The following is a 17,179-nucleotide window of genomic DNA, read 5'->3' on the forward strand; positions in this document are numbered from 1 at the left end:
TTGATGGCGGTGATTCCGTCGCTGGACGCGGAGTTTTGGCCGGGCGCGATGCGCGCCGCCAGCGCGCTCACCAGCGCGGAGCGCGATTCCAGCCGGGCCTGACGCATCGCGAGTTCGGCGACCTTGCCTTCGACCGTGTCCTGATTGGCCAATTGCCGCGTCGCCATCTGGTCGACCTGGTCGCGCAGCACGGCGATGCGGTCCTCATAGGCGAATTGCATTTGCGCCTGGCGTCGCATCAGCGCCGTCAGCATGTCGTCGCGAAACACCAGATAAAGCCCGGTCCCGAGCAAGGCGGCGACCAGAATGGGAACGAGGCCGAACAGGATGTAGGCCCAGTGCGGCGCCAGCGTGACGTCGCGCCGGAACGAGCGAAAGGCGAGGCTGACAGCAAAGATCTGCGGGTCGTGCGCGTTCGGAGCGTGACGCATGGATTTCCGTCTCCCCGGCCCTGGCAAGGGCCGAATATGGTTGATGAAATCTATGCGGCCGTGGTTAACGTTTCGAAAATGGCGCGCGAGGCCTTTGCGATCGACGCGATGACTCGAAGACCGTCATGCCGTCATCAGACCTGATTCGGCCATGACGGCATGAAGGCGTCGCGAGTCGAGCAAGAGCGCCGGTCTCGCCCGGTTTTACAGCGCCTTGACCGCCGCCAGGACCGCCGCCGCATGGCCGGACGTCTTCACCTTGCGCCAGATGTTGACGATCTTGCCCTCGCCGTCGATCAGGTAGGTCGTGCGCTCCACCCCCATATATTTGCGGCCGTACATGCTCTTTTCCACCCAGACGCCATAGGCCTCCAGCATGGACTTGGCCTCGTCGGACAAAAGCGGAAAACTCAGTTCGTATTTGTCGCGGAACTTGTCGTGCGCCTTGACCGGATCGGGCGAGACGCCGACCACGGAGGCGTTGGCCTGCGCGAATTCCATCAGCAGGGCGTTGAAATCCTTGGCCTCGGCCGTGCAGCCGGAGGTGTCGTCCTTGGGGTAGAAATACAGGACGAGCTTTTTCCCGCCGAAATCCTTGAGTCCGAGCGCGCCGGCGCCGTCGCGGGGCAGGCTGAAGTCGGGCGCGGACTCGCCGATCTGAAGAAGCTGGGGCATTGGCCTTCCTTTTGTCGGAATGATGTGGCGTTGCTCGCCGTGACGAAGCGCCATTGTCAGCGGCGATGACCTGCGCGACAACTGGTTTTTCGCATATTGTGCGATTCGGCGCGCTTCGTCAGCCTGCCCGGTGGGAATGCCCAGAGGGAGCGCTCAGTGGGAGCGTTGATTGGGAAGCTGGGCAAAACCGGAACAAGCGGGGGGACTTTGACTGATCGGCCGGACGTTACGCTCAACTCGCGGCCCAGGCTCCGCCGGAGTCGGCGGCATTGGCGCGCTGCCGGGGCGGCCCTGTCCTTCCTGCTGCTCTCCGTGGTGGTGGTCGCCAGCCTCGGCGTCTATATGTTCGCCGGCGGGCGCGTCGATCTTGAACCGTTGCGCCCCCTGGCGGTCGGCGCGTTGCAGGAGCGCATCGGCGCCGGGCGGACGCTCGCCATCGGCGGGCTGGCGCTGGAGCGCGGCGAGCATGGGCTGGCGCTGGCGCTGACGGATCTGGCCGTGATCGACGACGACGGCCACAAGATCCTGTCGGCCCCCAAGGCCGACGTGCATATTTCGACGCTGGCGCTGCTGTCGGGCGCGGTCGAGCCCAAGCGGGTCGATGTCGAGGATTTGGCGGTGCAGTTGCGCATCCTGCCGGATGGCGGCGTCGATCTGAGTTTTGGCGGTGAAGACGCGCCGGTCGCCGCGACGGGTCCTGCCGCGACGGGTTCTCCGCCTTCGGCCGCGCCGCCCCCCGCCGCGGCGCCGCGCGCCAAAATCCTGGCGCGGATCGGGCAGGCCATCAATGACGTGTTCGACCTGGCCTCGGGCAAGGACAGCCCGATCGCGCAGCTCGATCATTTCGGCGTGCGGCGCGGACGGCTGGTTCTCAACGATCTCGCCGCCGGCCAGACTCGCGGTTTCGACAATTTCGCCTTCGCGCTCGATCGCAAGCGCCTGAACGGGCAGGGGGTGGCGGAAGTCAACGTCGCCGCCGACGGCCCCAACGGGCGCTGGCGGCTGCGCGGCGAGGCGCGCGGCGCCCGCGAGCAGGCGCGCGCGCTTGACATCGAGGCCAGCGGCTTCACCGTCGACGAACTCGCGCTCGCCCTGGGCAAGTCGAGCCTGCCGGTCGATTCCGACATTTCCCTCACCCTCAAGGCGCAAGCCGCGTTCCAGGCCGACGGCCATGTGCTCGACGCCCACGCCCGCCTCGGCCTGAGCAGCGGCTTCTGGCGCTACGACGATCCCGATTTCGCGCCGATCTTCATCGACGAGGCGTTCGCCGCCCTGCATTGGGAGCCGGACGCGCATCGGCTGGTCGCCGATCAGGCGCAGGTGTTTTCGGGGCCAACTCGCCTGTTCCTGAAGGGCGCGGCGACGGCGCCCGCCGAGGGCGGCGGCTGGCCGATCCAGTTCGATCAGGTCGAACCGGCGACGGTGGGACCGGACCGCGCCGGCGAGAAAAGCGTGACGCTCACCGGCATTCATGGCGACCTCAGTCTCGATCCCGGCGCCAAGAGGCTGGAAATCCGGCGCGTCGAATTGCGCGGACCGGAAGTGGCGGCGGCCATGCAGGGCAGCGTCGACTGGAGCGACGGCCCGCATCTGCGCATCGGCATGTCCGCGGCGAAAATGCCGGCCGCGGGCGTTCTGGCGCTATGGCCCAACGCCTTCGGCGCTCCGGCGCGCGGCTGGCTTGGCGACCATCTTCAGGGCGGGATTCTCGACAGCCTGCGCCTCGCCGTCGATTTCGACGAGGTCGACCTGCGCATGTTGCGCGCGCAACATGCGCCGATGGACGACCGCATCCTCGTCGATTACGTGGTGAAGGACGCCGCGATGACCTTCCTCGACGGGGCGCCCGCCGTGACCGGCGTCAATGGCCACGGCCACACCACCGGACGCAGCACGCTGTTCACGGCGACCAGCGGCGCCATGGAAACCGCGCCGGGCCGGCGGATCGAGCTGTCCGACGGCCAGTTCGCCATGCCGGACATCTCCCAGAAACCCAAGCTGATGACGGTTGGCGCGCGGGTCAAGGGCAATGTCGACGTGCTCGGCGAAATCATGGCCCGGCCCGGTTTCGCCAAGGTCGCCAACATGCCGGTCGATCCGAAAACCATCAAGGGACAGTTCGACGGAACCTTTTCCTGGCGCACGTGGCTGGGGGCGGCCGCCGACGCTTCGCCGACGCTCGACGTGTCCTGCAAGATCGAGAATTTCGCCCTGGAGCGTCTGGTCGGCAAGGAGAAGCTCGACCAGGGCAATCTCACCGTGACCGTCGCCGACGGCGACACCAAAATCACCGGCGCGGGCAAGCTTTTCGGCGTTCCCGCCACGCTCGACCTTTTACGCAAGGGCGACGACCCTGCCCAGGGCACGGTGAGTTTCGTCATGGATGAGGCGGCGCGCGCGAAAGCCGGCCTGCCGCTCGGCGCGACGCTCAGCGGGCCGGTGGCGGTCAAACTCACGGGCGCGATCGGGGTGGCGCATCCGCAGGCGCAGGTGGAGCTGGATCTCGGCAAGGCCGGTCTCAACTATCCGATTCCCGGCCTCTTCAAGCCGGCCGGGCGCCCGGCCAAGGCGAGCTTTTCCTATCGCGAGGACGAGCGCGGCGCGACGCTCGACCAGATCGCCTTCGAGGGCGGCGGCGCCTCGGCGCGCGGCGCCGTGCAACTGGGGCCGGACGGCGGCTTCCTTTCGGCCAAATTCACGCAGCTCAAGCTTTCGCCCGGCGATTCCCTGCAAGTCGATGTCTCCAAGGCCGGCGACACGCTGAAAGTCGCGGTGAAGGGCGAATCGCTCGACGCCCGGCCGTTCTTGAAGGGCCTCGCCACCGCGTCGGATCGGTCCGACGCCGGCGACCTCGACCTCGACCTGCAAACCACGGTGATGTCGGGCGCCAATCGCCAGATCGTCTCCAATGCGGCGCTGCGCCTGTCGAAAAAGGGCTCCACCGTCCGCGGCCTGACCTTTTCGGGCAAGATCGGCGGCGACGCCATCGAGGCCAGCCTGAGCCATCCCGACGGCGGGCCGCCGCTGCTGAAGGCGACGACGGCCGACGCCGGCGGTTTGCTGGCCTTTCTCGACCTCTACAGCCACATGGAGGGCGGGCGCCTGCGCGCCGCGTTCCGCATGGCCAATGGCGGGGTGGCCGGCCCGGTCGACATTGAAAAATTCGTGCTGCGCGGCGAACCGGCGATGCGTTCGTTCGCCTCGTCGCCGGGGGGCGAGCAATTAGCCGCGCGTGTCAGGCTCAATCCGGATACGGTGGCGTTCTCCCGCCTTCACGCGGACATCGACAAGCTCGACAGCGTGTTGAAAGTGCGCGACGGCGTGATTTCCTCGCCCAACATCGGCTCGACACTCGACGGCTGGGCCGATTTTGGCCGCGACACCATGGATTTTTCCGGCACCTTCGTGCCGGCCTATGGCGTGAACAATCTGTTCGGGCAATTGCCGGTGGTGGGCCTGATCCTCGGCGGCGGCGAGAAGGAGGGCCTGATCGGCGTCAATTTCCGGGTGACCGGTCGCCCGAGCGCGCCGGTGCTGTCGGTCAATCCGCTGTCGGCGATCGCGCCGGGGTTCCTGCGCAAGATTTTCGGGGTGATTCCGATGGACTCTGGCGAGGCGCCGCAATGATTTCAGATTTTGTGAAACCGGTTTGAGCCTTTTTTGCATTTCGCTTTGGCTGGCGCTGTCGCATGGTGCGGGCAGGAGGCGCCATGATCAAAGCGGTGATTTTCGACGTTGACGGAACCCTGGCCGAGACCGAGGAGGTCCACCGCATCGCCTTCAACCGGGCTTTCGCGGACGCCGGCCTCGATTGGGACTGGGACCGGGATCTTTATCGCCAATTGCTGAAAGTGACCGGCGGCAAGGAGCGCATGGCGCATTTCGTGCAAGAATCCGGCGCGCCGCCGCTGCCGCCGGAGCGGATCGCGGCGCTGCACAAGGCCAAGACGGATTTTTACACCCGCATGGCGGACAGTGGGGAAATCCTGCTGCGGCCCGGCGTCGAAGAGTTTTTGGACGCCTTGCGCGAAAAGGGCGTGAAGCTGGCCATCGCCACCACCACCAGCCTGCCCAATATCGAGGCGCTGCTGTCCTCCGCGCTGGGGCCGCAGTGGCGGGCGCGTTTCGTCGCGGTGGCGGCCGGCGACATGGTGGCGGCGAAGAAGCCGGCGCCCGATGTCTATCAACTCGCCCTGCGCCAACTGGATCTGCCGGCCGCCGCTTGCGTGGCGGTCGAGGATTCCCGCAATGGCTTGCGTTCCGCGAAGGCGGCGGGCCTGCGCGTGATCGCGGTGCGCTCGGCCTATTGCGCCGATGACGATTTGAGCGGCGCCGATGTGACGCTGGCGGACTGCGAGGGGCTGACGCTGGAGGTGCTGGCGCGGTTTTGAGCCGCGCGAAACGCGCGCTGGCGCTGGCGGCGGCGCGACCTCGCGGGAAGACGGAGCATTCAGGTTAACCGCCGAAAGAGCGCGAATGACGGTCGGTTATGGCGTAGTTTGAATCAAGTTTTCAATCGGCGGTATGCGCGCCGCGCTTGTGTCCGCCTTTGTTCAACGGGGGCTGCAATGTTTCCAAAACTTCTTGCGCCCGTCAGTCGCCATTTTCGTGAAAAACGCAATCGGCCGCTGGGCGAACAGATCGAGCGGCTGCATGCGGAAAAAAACGGACTGGTCGAAATTCTCGATATCGGCGGCTCGCTGGTGTTCTGGCTGTCGATCCCCGAAGCCATTCGCGCCAAGGCCAGCATCAGCCTGATCAACCTGCCCGACGCCTATCAGGCCGACCTGACGGACGAGGAGAGAGACGTCGCCGGCGCCGTGCGGCGGCTGGTCGGCGACGCCCGCGACCTCTCGGTTTACGGCGACGGCGCCTTCGATCTGGTGGTGTGCAATTCCGTGATCGAACATGTCGGCGACTGGGCCGACATGAAGAAGGCCGCCGCCGAGGCCCGGCGCGTCGGCAAGCACGGCTGGATTCAGGTTCCCGCCTTCGAATTCCCCATCGACCAGCATTTCCTGCTGCCGTTCCTGCACTGGCTGTCCTATCCCGCGCAGGTCGGCGTGCTCAACATCGTCGGCAATAGATTTTTCAAGACCTTGCCGCTCGACGAGCAATTCGCGCTGCTCGAACACATGCGGCCGATCACGCGCCAGCAGTTCGCCCGCCTGTTTCCCAACGAGGACATCGCCACGGAAAGGCTGATCGCGCCCAAGTCGCATATCGCGTCATGGTGACGCTCTCCCGCCGCGCTGTTGTCGTCGGGACGCTGGGGGTCGCCGGCGCGGGCGCGCTTGGCGGTTTGTTGAGCAAGGCCGCGCCATCCGATCCCGCGCCCCGCGTCAACGGCCTCGCGATCCGCATCGACGATCTCGCGCCGGGAACGCCGATCAGCCCTTATGTCTATGGCGCCAGCGAATGCGGCAAGTGGGACGGCAACGGCCAGAGCGTGCTTTACGACCTCAAGGCTCATCCGACGATCCGCCGCCTCTCCGGCAACATGTTCACCACCTACAACTGGCGCAACAACGCCGCCAACGCCGGCCGCGACTGGAAACATTCCAACGGCTCCTTCTTGCTCGACCATCTGGACATTCCCAGGGAAGACTGGGGCAAGCCGGCGGCCGTGATCGAGAAATTCCTCGATCACAGCCGGGAGGTCGGCGTTCCCAGTCTGGTCGGCGCGCCGATCGCCGGTTACGTCGCCGCCGATTTCGACGGCGCGGTGGAGGAGAAGGACAGGGCGCCGTCGCGCCGTTTCCTGCCGGTGGACTGGTCGGCGCCGGAAAAGGCCGTCAAGGGCGCGGTCAACATTCCGCAAATGATCGCGCTGTTGAAGGCGCGCCATGGCGGCGCCGCGAAAGGCGGGGTGCGCGGCTATTATCTCGACAACGAGCCCGGCCTGTGGTTCGACACCCATCCGCGCATCGCGTCGAAAGGCTTGCGCATCAAGACCCTGATCGAGCGGTCGCTGCGCGCCGCCGCCGCCATCAAGGCGATCGACCCCGACGCCTGGGTGCTCGGCCCGACCAGTTTCGGCGCCACCGAATTCGTCGATTTCATCAACGCGCCGGACTGGCCCGACTACCGCAAATACGGCTCCTTCCTCGGCGCCTATCTCGACGCCTTCCGCGTGGAATCCGAGCGGCGGGGCCTTCGGTTGCTCGATCATATGGACGTGCATTGGTACGCGACCGCCAAGGCCGGCGACATCGAGCGCAGCGAAAACCCGGCGCTGTCCCAGACCATTCTCGACGCGCCGCGCTCGCTCGACGACCCCGGCTTCTGCGAACAGAGCTGGGTCGCGGACGCGCTGGGCTGCGCGCGTCCGGAGGGGATCACCCTGCCGATCCTGCCCAGCCTGCGGGCGGTCGTCGACCGGCATTTTCCGGGAACGGGCCTCGCCATCGGCGAGTATAATTACGGCGGGGCGGGGCTGGTCGCCACGGGCCTCGCCATCGCCGACGCGCTCGGCCGCTTCGGCCGGTCGGGCCTCGCCATCGGCGCGCATTGGGGCTCGCTCGACGGGTTTATCGGCGCGGGCTTCAAGCTGTTTCGCATGCACAACGGCGTGGGCGAATCCTATGGCGACGCCAACCTCCCGGTCTCCGGCGCGTCCGAGGGCGATGTGTCGGTGTTCGCGGCGCGGTCCGCCGGGGGCGGCCGGACAGGCGATGTTCAGGTCGTGGCGCTGAACAAGAGCGAGCGGCCGGTCAGGCTCTCGCTCTCGCTCGCCTCCGGCCGCCCGTTCGAACCGCTGGACGCGCTCGGCTTCGACGCCAGCGCGCCCGACTGCGCGCCGGTGGACGGGCTGTTCACGGCGTCCGCCCTTGATCTGCCGCCCCGCTCGGCCCGCCGCTTCCGGCTGGCCTGACGGGCGGGGCGGGTTAACCAGCTTGCGGCGGGTCCTCGCGATTTTTTCATCAATTTAACACAATGATAGCCCGGCCGTGCTGTGGTCGGCGCGATGATCCGGGCCTGCCGCCCGGCGGTGGCGCGAGGCGGATTTGGCGCGACGTTTCTATATCTGGGCGACGGTGGCGGGACTGGAGGTGGTGGCGCGGCTCGCGCTCCAGATGGGGGTCACGGCGGTGCTGGCGCGCATGCTGCGCCCGGAGGATTTCGGCGTCTCGGCGCTGATCCTCGCCCTGGTGACGGTGTTCTCCATCTTCGTCGCTGTCCCGTTCGAGGACGCGCTGGCGCAGCGCAAGGTTTTACGCCGCGCCCATGTCGGCGTCGCGCTGGCCGCCTCATGGCTCGCCGCCGGGGTGTTCCTGCTGGTTTCCGTCGCGCTGGGGCAGGGCCTCGCCAGGGTTTACGGGCAGAGCCAGATGGCGCTGTTGCTGCCGGCGGCGGCGCTGCTGCTGTTTCCCAGCGCGCCGCTGGTGATCGGCACGGCGCTGGCGCGCCGCCATCGCCAGTTCAACGCCATGGCCCTGTCGAGCCTGGTCGGCAATGCCGTGGCCTCGGTCGCGACACTCGTCGCCGCCTTTTTCGGCGCTGGGGTCTGGGCGCTGATCCTGTATCGCGTGGCGTTCGTGTTCGTCCAGGCCGGCGTGCTGGTGGCGCTGATGAAGCTGCGGATCGCGCCGCGCTGGTCGCGGCGCCATTTCGACGACCTGTTCCAGTTCGCATGGTTCGCCTTGTGGAGCCGCCTCACCGACAACCTGACCTATCTTGTCTTCAACTCCATGATATCGCTGGTGTTCGGTCTCACCGAACTCGGCCGGTTCAACATGGCGCTGCGCGTGATCGAGCCGGTGCGCGGCGCGGTGATCTCGATCGCGCACAACCTCAATTTCTCGCACTTCCAGCCGGTGGCGCAGGACGCGGCCGTGCTCGGCGAACGCGTGCGCGTCGGATGCGCGCGGCTGGCGCTGTTTTGCGGCCCGGCCTTTTTCGGGATCGCCGCCGTCGCGCCCCTTCTCATCCCGGCGCTCGCCGGTCCGGGCTGGGAGGAGAGCATCGCCATCACCCAGATCCTGGCGCTCGGCAGCGGCTGCATGTTGTCGTTCATGGCGGTGCAGACCGGCCTCGCCGCCAGCGGGCGGCCGCAATACAGCCTCTACGCCAATCTCTGCCGCCTCGTCGCCATCAGCGTCGGAATTGTCGCCGGCGCCGGATTCGGCGCGGTCGGCATTGGCTTCGCGCGGGTGATGGGCGACGGCTCCGACATCTTGATCACTCTTTGGGTCGCCCACCGCCGCATGGCGCTGCGCTTCACCGCGTTGCTCGCGGCGGTGGCGCCGGCCCTGATCCTCTCGGGACTGATGGCGTTCGGCGTCGCCTGGGCGGGGCCGCGCCTGCTGGCCAACATGCGGCCCCTGATGGCGCTCGCCGCCAGCGTCGGCCTCGGCGTGATGCTCTATGGCGCGCTGGTCGCCCTGTTCGCGCCGGACCAGGCCCGCCGCCTGCTGCGCCCGGCGGAAGACCCGGCCTGAACGCGGCGCGACAGGCGCGATGTCATACGGTTTCCGAACGATCCGTTCGGAAACCGTATTCCGCTCGCGCGGAAATCCGCCTTGCGGTTGCAGGAGTTTCGCGCGATCCGTTTCCGCGAATCGCGAAGCGATCCAGCGGAAACCGTATCACGAGGGGGATCGCCGACGGCGAAACAAAAAAAGACCGTCCAGAGCTGGACGGTCCAAGAGAGCGGGTTTGGAGGGGCGGCGTTTTCGTCCGCCCTTCCTTTGTCGATCCGAAAGATCAGACCGAATAATACATGTCATATTCGACCGGATGCGGGGTCATGTCGGTGCGATAGACTTCCTGCATCTTCAGCTCGATGTAGCTGTCGATGAAGTCGTCGTTGAACACGTCGCCGGCCTTGAGGAAGACGCGATCCTTGTCGAGCGATTCCAGAGCCTGGCGCAAGCTGCCGCACACGGTCGGGATCTTCTTCAGTTCACGCGGCGGCAGGTCGTAGAGATCCTTGTCCATCGCGGCGCCCGGATCGATCTTGTTCACGATGCCGTCGAGGCCGGCCATCAGCATGGCCGCGAAGGCCAGATACGGATTGGCGGCCGGATCGGGGAAGCGAACCTCGACGCGCTTGGCCTTCGGGTTGTTGGTCCACGGAATGCGGCAGGAGGCCGAGCGGTTGCGGGCCGAATAGGCCAGCAGCACCGGGGCTTCGAAGCCGGGCACCAGGCGCTTGTAGGAGTTGGTCGACGGGTTGGTGAAGGCGTTCAGCGCCTTGGCGTGACGGATGATGCCGCCGATATAGTACAGGCATTCCTGGCTGAGGTCGGCGTATTTGTCGCCGGCCATCACCGGCTTGCCGGCCTTCCAGATCGACTGGTGGACGTGCATGCCCGAGCCGTTGTCGCCATAGACCGGCTTCGGCATGAAGGTCGCGGTCTTGCCGTAGGAATTGGCGACCTGGTGGATCGCGTATTTGTAGATCTGCAGATGGTCGGCCATCGTGGTGAGCGTGCCGAACTTCAGGCCGAGTTCGTGCTGGGCCGAGGCCACTTCATGGTGGTGCTTTTCGACCTTGGCGCCCATGGCCGCCATGGCGGCGAGCATTTCACCGCGCATGTCCTGGCAGGAATCGACCGGCGGAACCGGGAAATAGCCGCCCTTGGTGCGCACGCGATGGCCGAGGTTGCCGCCTTCATAGGGCGTGTCGCTGTTGCTCGGCAGTTCGGAATGGTCGACGACATAGCCGGTGTTGTAGGGATCGACCTTGAAGCGGACGTCGTCGAAGACGAAGAATTCGGCTTCCGGGCCGAAGAAGGCGGCGTCGCCGATGCCGCTCGACTTCAGATAGGCTTCGGCCTTCTTGGCGATGCCGCGCGGGTCGCGGTTGTAGGGTTCGCCGGTCAGCGGTTCAAGCACGTCGCAGGTGACGACCAGGGTCGAGGCGGAGAAGAAGGGATCGACGAAGGCGGTGGCCGGATCGGGCAGCAGCTTCATGTCGGATTCGTTGATGGCCTTCCATCCGGCGATCGAGGACCCGTCGAACATCTGGCCTTCCGCGAAGAATTCCTCGTCGACCAGGGTGATGTCGAACGTGACGTGCTGCCACTTGCCCTTCGGATCGGTGAAGCGCAGATCGACATACTTGATGTCCTCGTCCTTGATTTTTTTAAGCACGTCCTTGGCAGTCGTCATTGTGCGCCTCTTGAGAAGATGACGTTTTCGGGAAGGGGGAAGATCAGACGGCGTCCACGCCGGTCTCGCCGGTGCGGATGCGAATTGCGCCTTCAATGTTGGAAATGAAAATCTTGCCGTCGCCGATACGACCCGTCTGCGCCGCCTTGCGGATCGCCTCGACGGCGCGCTCGACGGCTTCGTCGGCCAGAACCAGCTCGATTTTCACCTTGGGGAGAAAGTCCACGACATATTCGGCGCCGCGATACAGCTCGGTATGGCCTTTTTGACGCCCAAACCCCTTGGCTTCGGTGACCGTAATGCCATGAAGACCTGCTTCCTGGAGCGCCTCCTTGACCTCGTCGAGCTTGAAGGGCTTGATGATCGCTTCGACTTTTTTCATTCCCGGGGGCTTCTCCCTGTCAAACGCGGCGTGTCCGCACTCCGCGCGTAACCTGAGCGTCATAGCACCGCAACGCTTGGCTTGCCAGCGCGTCGAGGAAGGATTTTTTCGCAAACTGCCGCCAAATTAGGCAAATTGGACCAAAAATTATGCAGAATTGAAAGAGTCTTGCTGGCTTCGCGTGAAGGCGGCTTGGGGCCGCGTTCACGCGTTCTTGATCGCTTTTCGCCTCACGCGGGACCGATCGCCACCGGCCGGTCGGACACCTGACCCCATTCCGACCAGGAACCGTCATAGACCGGCGCGATGTCATGGCCGGCGTTGGCGAGCGCGAAGGACAAAATTGAGGCACTCACGCCGGAGCCGCAGGTGGTCAGCACCGGCTTGGCGGGATCGAAGCCGGCCCGCGCGAAAGCCGCCTCCAGTTCCGCGCGCGGACGCAAGCCGCCGTCATGGACCAGTTCGGTCCAGGGACAATTGCGGGCGCCGGGAATGTGACCGGAGCGCAGGCCAGGGCGCGGCTCGATCTCGTCGCCCCGGAATCGGGCGGCGGAGCGGGCGTCCACGATCTGCGCGGTCTTCTTCTCCGAGGCCGCGCGCGCGTCCTCCACCGAGGCGACCAGCCCATGGTCGAGGCGGGCGGTGAAATGGCGCGACCTCGGCAGGGCCGGGCCGTCCGCGACAGGGCGCCCTTCGGCGAGCCATTTGGGCAGGCCGCCGTCGAGGATCACCACGTCGCGCGCGCCGAACACGCGAAACGTCCACCACACGCGCGGCGCGGAAAACAGGCCGACCGCGTCATAGACCACGATCTTCATGCCGTCGCCGATGCCGAGTTTTCGCACGGCGCCGGAGAAGGTCACCGCGTCGGGCAGCATGTGCGGCAGGTTGCTCGATGTGTCCGCGATGGCGTCGATGTCGAAATGCACGGCGTGGGGGATGTGCTGCTTCAGGAACTCGTCCTTGGCGTCGCGGTTGGCGGTCGGCAAATGCCAGGAGGCGTCGACGATGGCGAGGCCGGGCGCGCCGAGATGTTGCGCCAGCCAGTCCGTGGACACCAGATAGTCTTCTTTCAAACCGGTCATGCGCGTCTCCGTTGCGGAAGACAAATTAGCGCATTGGCGCGCGGATTGAAGCCCTCCGAAAGAAGCGCCGCGCATCGTTCGGTCCGCCATTGCGAGACCCGTCGCGCGGCGCGCGTCGCGGAAATTCCACCGGAGGTTGCGGGCCTGTCGGTCGAAATCGCGAAAAATCGCGCAATTCTTGCGAATTTCGCGCGAAAACCGACGATTTTCGCACGTGCAATCCGTGGGTTGCGCACAACATATCCGCGCGTTCGCGCCCGGCGCCGGAGGAGGCTTGCCGGTGGCGTCGTATTTTATCCCTTTTAAAACAGCGATTTGCGAGATTTGGTCTCGTCGGTCCCGTTTCACGTGAAACAAAACAAGAACAAAATCTTGTGAGAGCGCGTTTTCACTTTTTGAGTCGTGGCGCCGGCGCTTTCACTTTGCCGCGGCGGGGACGATGCGCATGTGGCGCTTCGGCGCTACGCCAGCCAGGCCGGAAGCGGCAGCCCCTTCTCCCGCAGGAACGCCGGATTATAAAGTTTTGAGGCATAGCGCGCCCCGCTGTCGCACAGAATCGTGACAATGGTCTTGCCCGGCCCCAGCTCCCGCGCCAGCCGGATCGCCCCGGCGATGTTGATCGCCGAGGAGCCGCCCAGCAACAGCCCCTCCCGCGCCGCGAGGTCGAACAGGATCGGCAGCGCCTCCTCGTCGGTGATCTGGTAGGCGAAATCGACCGGCGCCAGCGCCACATTGGCGGTGATCCGCCCCTGGCCGATGCCCTCGGTGATGGACGACCCCGAGGATTTCAGCTCGCCGGTCTTGTAATAGGAATAAAGCGACGCCCCCATCGGATCGGCGAGGCCGATCTTCACATCGGGCTTGCGCGCCTTCAACGCCCGTCCGACGCCCGCCAGCGTGCCGCCGGTGCCGGCCGCGCAGATGAAGCCGTCGATACGGCCGCCGAGTTGATCGTAAATCTCCGGCCCGGTGGTCTCCTCGTGGCCGCGCAGATTGGCGACATTGTCGAACTGGTTGGCCCAGATCGCGTTCTGGCCCTTGGCGGCGAGTTCTTCGGCCAGCCGCCCGGAATATTTAACGTAATTGTCGGGGTTGGAGTAGGGGACGGCGGGCACCTCGATCAGTTCGGCGCCCTGCAACCGCAACATGCTCTTCTTCTCGTCCGACTGCGTGTCGGGAATCACGATCACCGTGCGATAGCCCAGCGCATTGGCGACCAGGGCGAGGCCGATGCCGGTATTGCCCGCCGTGCCTTCGACGATGGTCCCGCCGGGTTTGAGCGCGCCCGACGCCTCGGCGTCGCGGATGATGGCCAGCGCCGCGCGATCCTTGACCGACCCGCCCGGATTCATGAACTCCGCCTTGCCGTAGATGGCGCATCCCGTGGCCTGCGACGCCGCGCGCAGTTTGATGAGCGGCGTGTCGCCGATGGCGTCGAGAACCGATTCCGTGACTTTCATGATCATTCCCATGGATTTTTGCGGCGAAGCTAGTCCTCGATCAAAGCGCCTGCAAGCCGCGCGCCGGACCCGATTTGTCGTTTTTCTTTCACGCGCCCCGCGTCACGCCGGCAAAACATCCGGCAAGCCGCTGAAACGCAAGCCCCAATTTCCCCGGCCCGCGCCGCCCCCAAATTGGCGTTTCCCGCGAGAATCGCATAGAAGAGCGGCAAATCATTAAACCCAGAGCCGATCTTGCCCGATAACACCGATCCGCCGGTCCCGCAGCCCTCCGACATCCGCCCGGTGTCGATCACCGACGAGATGAAAAGCTCCTATCTCGCCTACGCCATGAGCGTGATCGTGAGCCGCGCCCTGCCGGACGTGCGCGACGGTCTGAAGCCGGTGCATCGGCGCATCCTGCATTCAACTCAGGAAAACAACTTTTTACCCGACCGCCCCTACGTCAAGTCGGCCCGCATCGTCGGCGAGGTCATGGGTAAATACCACCCGCACGGCGACGCCGCGATCTACGACGCCTTGGTGCGCATGGCGCAGCCGTTCTCGATGAGCCTGCCGCTGATCGACGGCCAGGGCAATTTCGGCTCGGTCGATGGCGACCGCGCCGCGGCGATGCGCTACACCGAATCGCGCCTCGCCCGGCCCGCGCTCGCCCTGATCGAGGACATCAATTCCGACACGGTCGATTTCCAGCCTAACTATGACGGCAAGGAGAGCGAGCCGAGCGTGCTGCCGGCGCGCTTCCCCAATCTGCTGGTCAATGGCGCCGGCGGCATTGCGGTGGGCATGGCCACCAACATCCCGCCGCACAATCTCGGCGAGGTGATCGACGCCTGCATCGCCATGATCGACAATCCCGAGATCACGCTGCCTGAGTTGATGGAAATCGTGCCCGGCCCGGATTTCCCCACCGGCGGCACCATCATGGGTCGCGCCGGCATCCGCCAAGCCTACGAGACCTCGCGCGGCTCTGTCCTCGTGCGCGGCGTAGCGAAAATAGAGCAGGCGCGAAAAGATCGCGAAGCCATCGTCTTCACGGAAATTCCCTATCAGGTCAACAAGGCCAGCCTGATCGAGAAAATCGCCGAACTGGTGCGCGACAAGAAACTCGAAGGCATTTCGGATCTCCGCGACGAATCCGACCGCGACGGCATGCGCATCGTGATCGAGTTGAAGCGCGACGCGGTGGCGGATGTGGTGCTGAACCAGCTGTTCCGCTTCACCCAGCTGCAAAATTCCTTCGGCTGCAACATGATCGCGCTGAACGGCGGCCGCCCGGAAAGCCTGAATCTCATCGACTGCCTGCGCGCCTTCATCGACTTTCGCGAGGAAGTCGTCAGCCGCCGCACCAAGTTCAAGCTCAACAAGGCCCGCGACGGCGCCCACATCCAGGTCGGCTTGGCCATCGCCGTGGCCAATATCGACGAGGTCATCCGCCTGATCCGCACGTCCGCCGATGCGGCGGCGGCGCGCGAGGCCCTGATGGAGCGCCTGTGGCCGGCGCGCGATATGGCGCCGCTGGTGGCGCTGATCGACGACCTCCGCCACAAGCTCGACGCGGACGGCAATTGCCGGCTGTCGGAAGAGCAGGCCCGCGCCATCCTCGACCTGCGCCTGCAACGCCTGACCGCGCTCGGCCGCGATGAAATCGCCGAAAACCTCAACCGCCTCGCCGCTGAAATAGCCGAATACCTCGAAATTTTGCGCTCGCGCGAGCGGTTGTTCGGCATCGTGAAAGACGAGATGCTGGCCGTGAAGACGGCCCACGCCGTGCCGCGCCGCACCCAGATCCTCGATGTCGATGGCGACATGATGGACGAGGATCTGATCCAGCGCGAGGAGATGGTGGTCACGGTTTCGCACGCCGGCTACATCAAGCGCGTCCCGCTCTCGACCTATCGCGCGCAAAGGCGCGGCGGCAAGGGGCGGTCGGGCATGGCGACCCGCGACGAGGATTTCGTCCACCGCCTGTTCGTCGCCTCGACCCACGCCCCCGTGCTGTTCTTCTCCTCGCGCGGCAAGGTCTACAAGGAAAAGGTGTGGCGCCTGCCGCTGGCCGCCCCGCAGGCGCGCGGCAAGGCGCTGATCAACATGCTGCCGCTGGAGCAGGGCGAAAACATCACCTCGATCATGGCTTTGCCCGAGGACGAGGCGAGCTGGGACGCGCTCGACGTGATGTTCGCCACCACCAAGGGGTCGGTGCGCCGCAACAAGCTGTCCGATTTCACCTCGGTCAATCGCGCCGGCAAGATCGCGATGAAGCTCGACGCGGGCGAAGGCATTCTCGACGTGCAGATCTGCACGGAGGCCGACGACGTGCTGCTGACGACGGCGCTGGGACAGTGCATCCGCTTCGCCGTGACCGACGTGCGTGTGTTCAAGGGCCGCGATTCCATGGGCGTGCGCGGCATCAACCTTGCCGAAAGCGACCGGGTGATCGCGCTGTCGATCCTGCTGCACAGCGACGCCAGCGGCGAGGAGCGCGCCGCCTTCCTGAAAATGAGCCGCGCCAATGGCGCCGAATCCGCCGATGACGAGGTCGAGGCCGAGGAGGTCGCGGAGGACGCGGCGATTACGCCGGAGCGTTTCGCCGCGATGCTGGAGCGCGAGCAGCGCATTCTCACCATATCGGCCAACGGCTACGGCAAGCGCACCTCGTCTTACGAGTACCGGGTGACGGGACGCGGCGGCAAGGGCATTGTCGCGATGGCGGTCAACGCGCGCAACGGCGATCTGGTCGCCTCGATGCCGGTGGAGCCGACCGACCAGATCATGCTGGTGACCAATGGCGGCCAGTTGATCCGCTGCCCGGTGGAGGGCATCCGCATCGTCGGGCGCGGCTCGCAGGGCGTGATCGTGTTCAACACGGCGCAGGACGAACAGGTCGTGTCCGTCGAGCGCATCGGTGAAGTCGAAAACGGGGAAAACGGCGACGGCGACCACGGCGAAACGGCGGAAGAAGCCGCGCCCGACGCCTGATCGTCGCAGCCGTCACGGCCGGGCTTGGCGACGAAGGTTTAGTTGAGCCGA

At 65.7% G+C, this 17,179-nt stretch carries 11 protein-coding genes and 1 pseudogene; 6 read left to right on the forward strand and 6 right to left on the reverse strand.

Features of this window, described 5'->3' with window-relative positions; translation table 11 throughout:
- A pseudogene (locus tag CCR94_RS02800) lies at positions 1-431 on the reverse strand (hypothetical protein); the annotation flags it as partial.
- 204 nt (positions 432-635) lie between these two features.
- The gene (locus tag CCR94_RS02805) at positions 636-1,106 is read right to left on the reverse strand and encodes a peroxiredoxin (protein ID WP_104506381.1); all 471 of its coding nucleotides are present in this window, start codon (positions 1,104-1,106) and stop codon (positions 636-638) included.
- A gap of 207 nt (positions 1,107-1,313) precedes the next feature.
- On the opposite strand from CCR94_RS02805, the gene CCR94_RS02810 reads away from it, so the two are divergent.
- From CCR94_RS02810 to CCR94_RS02830, 5 genes are all read left to right on the forward strand, one after another.
- Complete coding sequence (locus CCR94_RS02810) at positions 1,314-4,733, forward strand: DUF3971 domain-containing protein (protein WP_146089827.1); 3,420 nt, start codon at positions 1,314-1,316, stop codon at positions 4,731-4,733.
- A gap of 83 nt (positions 4,734-4,816) precedes the next feature.
- Positions 4,817-5,497 (forward strand): HAD-IA family hydrolase, encoded by a 681-nt coding sequence (locus CCR94_RS02815; protein ID WP_104506365.1) that lies wholly within the window; start codon positions 4,817-4,819, stop codon positions 5,495-5,497.
- 177 nt (positions 5,498-5,674) lie between these two features.
- Positions 5,675-6,343 (forward strand): class I SAM-dependent methyltransferase, encoded by a 669-nt coding sequence (locus tag CCR94_RS02820; RefSeq protein WP_104506366.1) that lies wholly within the window; start codon positions 5,675-5,677, stop codon positions 6,341-6,343.
- Positions 6,337-7,980 carry a glycoside hydrolase family 44 protein gene (locus tag CCR94_RS02825; RefSeq protein ID WP_104506367.1) on the forward strand — a complete coding sequence of 548 codons (1,644 nt, stop codon included), beginning with the start codon at positions 6,337-6,339 and terminating at the stop codon, positions 7,978-7,980. The genes CCR94_RS02820 and CCR94_RS02825 overlap by 7 nt, the downstream gene beginning before the upstream one ends.
- 133 nt (positions 7,981-8,113) lie before the next feature.
- On the forward strand, positions 8,114-9,547 hold the full coding sequence (locus CCR94_RS02830) for an oligosaccharide flippase family protein (protein ID WP_104506368.1): 1,434 nt from the start codon (positions 8,114-8,116) through the stop codon (positions 9,545-9,547).
- A 265-nt stretch (positions 9,548-9,812) separates the two neighbouring features.
- Here the strand turns inward: CCR94_RS02830 and glnA are convergent, their stop codons facing one another.
- The 4 genes from glnA to CCR94_RS02850 all read right to left on the reverse strand — a co-directional run bounded on the left by glnA (position 9,813) and on the right by CCR94_RS02850 (position 14,149).
- Positions 9,813-11,222: a type I glutamate--ammonia ligase gene (glnA, locus tag CCR94_RS02835; protein ID WP_104506369.1), complete on the reverse strand. Its 1,410-nt coding sequence runs from the start codon at positions 11,220-11,222 to the stop codon at positions 9,813-9,815.
- Between the two features lie 43 nt (positions 11,223-11,265).
- Positions 11,266-11,604, reverse strand: coding sequence for a P-II family nitrogen regulator (locus CCR94_RS02840; protein WP_088518832.1), 339 nt, complete (start codon positions 11,602-11,604; stop codon positions 11,266-11,268).
- A 230-nt stretch (positions 11,605-11,834) separates the two neighbouring features.
- On the reverse strand, positions 11,835-12,689 hold the full coding sequence (sseA, locus tag CCR94_RS02845; protein WP_104506382.1) for a 3-mercaptopyruvate sulfurtransferase: 855 nt from the start codon (positions 12,687-12,689) through the stop codon (positions 11,835-11,837).
- 461 nt (positions 12,690-13,150) lie between these two features.
- Entirely contained in the window at positions 13,151-14,149 is a 999-nt protein-coding gene (locus CCR94_RS02850) for a cysteine synthase A (RefSeq protein ID WP_104506383.1), read from the reverse strand.
- Positions 14,150-14,383: 234 nt separating this feature from the next.
- On the opposite strand from CCR94_RS02850, the gene gyrA reads away from it, so the two are divergent.
- Entirely contained in the window at positions 14,384-17,128 is a 2,745-nt protein-coding gene (gene gyrA / locus CCR94_RS02855; protein WP_210302266.1) for a DNA gyrase subunit A, read from the forward strand.
- Positions 17,129-17,179 lie beyond the last annotated feature (51 nt).

The organism is Rhodoblastus sphagnicola (assembly GCF_002937075.1).
Taxonomy (GTDB): Bacteria; Pseudomonadota; Alphaproteobacteria; order Rhizobiales; family Beijerinckiaceae; genus Rhodoblastus; species Rhodoblastus sphagnicola.